The organism is Acidithiobacillus concretivorus (assembly GCF_018853445.1).
Classification (GTDB): domain Bacteria; phylum Pseudomonadota; class Gammaproteobacteria; order Acidithiobacillales; family Acidithiobacillaceae; genus Acidithiobacillus; species Acidithiobacillus concretivorus.
The window spans coordinates 1-2,847 of the sequence record NZ_JABELD010000071.1 but is presented as its reverse complement, the minus strand read 5'-3'; the positions used below and the strand labels follow the sequence as shown (position 1 = coordinate 2,847).

Below are 2,847 nucleotides of genomic sequence, written 5' to 3'. Positions count from 1 at the left end.
GCCTCCAGCCCCACCTTGCCCTTAAAGGCGGCTCCATACACTTTCCGCTTTGCTGCGCTCATCGTCTCCTCCTGACCAGACAACAAGCTTAAACTATTGTCTCAAATCTGGGGTCCACTATAAACAGCGATAGACGGTGCTGCCGGTGGTGGCATTAACCCCTGGGCAGTGATTTCGGGTTATGGCACCAATCAGCAAATTGGCGCGACTGCTTTTTATTCACACGTCATGCTGAACAACTATAACTTGAACGCTTACGGCGCATCGGTCGGCTTGTTTAATCGCATTGAAGTTTCTTTTGCCCGGCAGGGGTTTAGTTTAGGCAATACGGGGCAAACGCTCGATCATCGCATTCTTAGTGTTGTGAGCGGGTCGTCGGTGCCTTTGGGGACGTCCACGACTTCTGCAGCACTCGGTCTGAGCGGTCCCGCATTTTTTGGCAGCAACTATGATCTGAATCAGGACATTGTCGGTTTAAAGGCAAGACTTTTCGGCAACGTTGTCTATGATCAGAATTGGTGGGAGCCGCAGGTATCCGTCGGTGTGGATTTCCATCATAACGAGATGCCAAAAAACCTGGCGGATACTTTGCATGTAGCGCGCAATGGGGTCAGTTATTATCTGAGTGCAACCAAGGTTTGGCTGAATGGTCTGTTCGGTTTAACGACATTAGCGGACGTCAATATTGATGTGACCAACGCGAACCAGCAAGGCTTGTTAGGTTTTGGGGGTGTCAATGGCATGGGCTACAAGGTCGTACCCGCAGCTTCAGTAGGCGTCTTTCTGAATCGACATGTTGTGTTGGGTGCGGAATATCGCGGTATGCCACAGAACCAGCTGATTGCCCCGTCGAGTGGTGCGGGTAATTTCAGCACACTGGGGAATGCAGTATCCAAGACCAGTTCCTGGAAAGATGTCTATGTCGCCTGGTTCCCCTACAAGCAGCTTTCTGTGACGGCGGCTTATGTGGATTTGGGTACTATTGCCACTGAAAAGAACCAAAACGGTCTGTACTTATCTTTGACCAGCAGCTTCTGACGCATCTATGAGCACATTTTCTCCGTCATCTCATAGCATGACAATTTTCTAAAATTGATGCTAAATAGATGACAGGGAAACAAGGAACACACTGAAAAAATCTTCAGTGGAAAAATCCTCCTCCCTGAGCTTTTTAGGGATTTTTAGGCTTCCCAATTATAGGAAGCCTTTTTTAATAATATGCTTATATAAAAATACAGCTTTTCTATATATGACAAAATCATAATGAGGAACCCAAAATGATTCAGCCCGAATCCTCTTCACGTACAGGGATCCCATACAGGCGCCGGAAGAGATTGTTCTGGAGAAAGCGGAATTGGTGGTTTACCAATCGGTAATCAGTTTTGTGTCAGCATGTTGCGCGGAATGAATACCGGCAACATACGAATGCCGAACAATCTCAACGGCAACGCCACAATCAGCAGGCAAGGACCAAAAAGAAACATGGACAGCCATACTAAAGGCATCAACCATCGCGGCATAGCGCCGCCCCAACGGTAGGCATTTATATTTTTTGTCAAAACACTAGCAAGGAAAATGACAAAAAGGTAATAGGCTGCAATAGAAATATATAACGCTTGTGTGTGCATGGTTCTATCCTTGTCTTTTGGCGTTTGTATGGTTTTTCCAAGTAGAGAAAAAATTTACAAGGCGATATGACACAAATCCCAGCAAAGAGAACCCTGAAATCAGAACCGCAACAACAACAACAACAGGGTCAAGATAATAAGCAACATGCCACCAGCACAACACAACAAATGCTATCACCAATAACATGCCGCGTCGTTCGATGACGCTTTTTATCTTGGATAAAACGCTATTCATATCGAACCCCTTTAATCAACATTCATAATAACCGTGTTGCAGGCGAACCTTGCTAACATCCCCTGAGACGCAGCAAACCTGCCTAACCGCGTTCGGTCTTATTGATCCACCGTTGCGCCAACCCTTCCTACACGACCACCTTGCGCAGCCGCCTTCTTCCACCACGTTATGGCGGTCATACTATCCTGCGGACACGCCATGGACGTATAGTATGTCACGAAATGCCTTGGGCAGCATCCAAGCTGGTCCCTCTGCGGCTGCCTTATCGAACCAGCACTTCGCTTTTGTATAGTCCTTCGGCACACCCCTGCAAAGATATAATTTCCATGATTTTCACAAAAGCTTACATAAGGATTGGCTTTCAGCCTAGCGTGGGGCCTCAGCAGACACGAAAAACCCCGCTATTGCGTGTCAGTAACGAATATTCCCTAGACCCCCGGATTGTTAATCAGCGCGTCTGAGCCACTCAACCTCCAGCAAATAAAAGCATTGCAGTGCTGGTTGCACACTGATTTTTGGCACTTTGCCCAAAATTCGCCCAAGTGAACGGCAAAAGCCACCTGTTGGTGTGCCGTCGTCATAGAGCATTGTTTCCAGTCGAACTAAGGCCCTGTTCATTCGCAATATCCGCAGGTTGTTTGACTGGCTCGGCTAACTCTGTATTTGGTGCGAAAGGGGAGACTCGAACTCCCACGCCGTGCGGCGCTGGAACCTAAATCCAGTGCGTCTACCAATTCCGCCACTCTCGCTTACGCGCTATCTTATGCGGAATAGTCCCGGACGACAATCATCGGAGTGCCGAGTATGAGCAAGTCACAGCAACCCCATCGTTTACGCCGTTTGCTGGCTGTGGAGTCGGCCCGGATTATGGCGGAGGAGGGTGTCGTGGATTTTCGGGTGGCCAAGGAAAAAGCAGCGCGGCGTTTGGGTGCCGGGGGCGATGCCCAGCACCACTGGCCGAATAATAGTGAGATAGAGTCGGAA

General features: G+C 48.6%; 3 protein-coding genes, 1 tRNA gene and 1 pseudogene. 2 read left to right on the top strand and 3 right to left on the bottom strand.

Annotation, left to right across the window (positions count from 1 at the left end):
• Nucleotides 1-129 precede the first annotated feature (129 nt).
• Nucleotides 130-1,038: a DUF3034 family protein gene (locus tag HJG40_RS09965; RefSeq protein WP_368356046.1), complete on the top strand. Its 909-nt coding sequence runs from the start codon at nt 130-132 to the stop codon at nt 1,036-1,038.
• A gap of 338 nt (nt 1,039-1,376) precedes the next feature.
• Here HJG40_RS09965 and HJG40_RS09960 read toward each other — a convergent pair whose 3' ends face one another.
• The 3 genes from HJG40_RS09960 to HJG40_RS09950 form a co-directional block, all read right to left on the bottom strand.
• Complete coding sequence (locus HJG40_RS09960; RefSeq protein ID WP_215864052.1) at nt 1,377-1,628, bottom strand: hypothetical protein; 252 nt, start codon at nt 1,626-1,628, stop codon at nt 1,377-1,379.
• 4 nt (nt 1,629-1,632) lie between these two features.
• On the bottom strand, nt 1,633-1,863 hold the full coding sequence (locus HJG40_RS09955; RefSeq protein ID WP_215864051.1) for a hypothetical protein: 231 nt from the start codon (nt 1,861-1,863) through the stop codon (nt 1,633-1,635).
• Between the two features lie 664 nt (nt 1,864-2,527).
• A tRNA-Leu gene (locus HJG40_RS09950) sits at nt 2,528-2,612 on the bottom strand.
• A 55-nt stretch (nt 2,613-2,667) separates the two neighbouring features.
• On the opposite strand from HJG40_RS09950, the pseudogene HJG40_RS09945 reads away from it, so the two are divergent.
• Nucleotides 2,668-2,847, top strand: a pseudogene (locus HJG40_RS09945) (nucleotidyltransferase); the annotation flags it as partial.

Excerpts from the sequence above, each read along its gene's own strand:
- HJG40_RS09960 (WP_215864052.1), bottom strand. The coding sequence starts at position 1,628 with ATGCACACACAAGCGTTATATATTTCTATTGCAGCCTATTACCTTTTT.
- HJG40_RS09955 (WP_215864051.1), bottom strand. The coding sequence starts at position 1,863 with ATGAATAGCGTTTTATCCAAGATAAAAAGCGTCATCGAACGACGCGGC.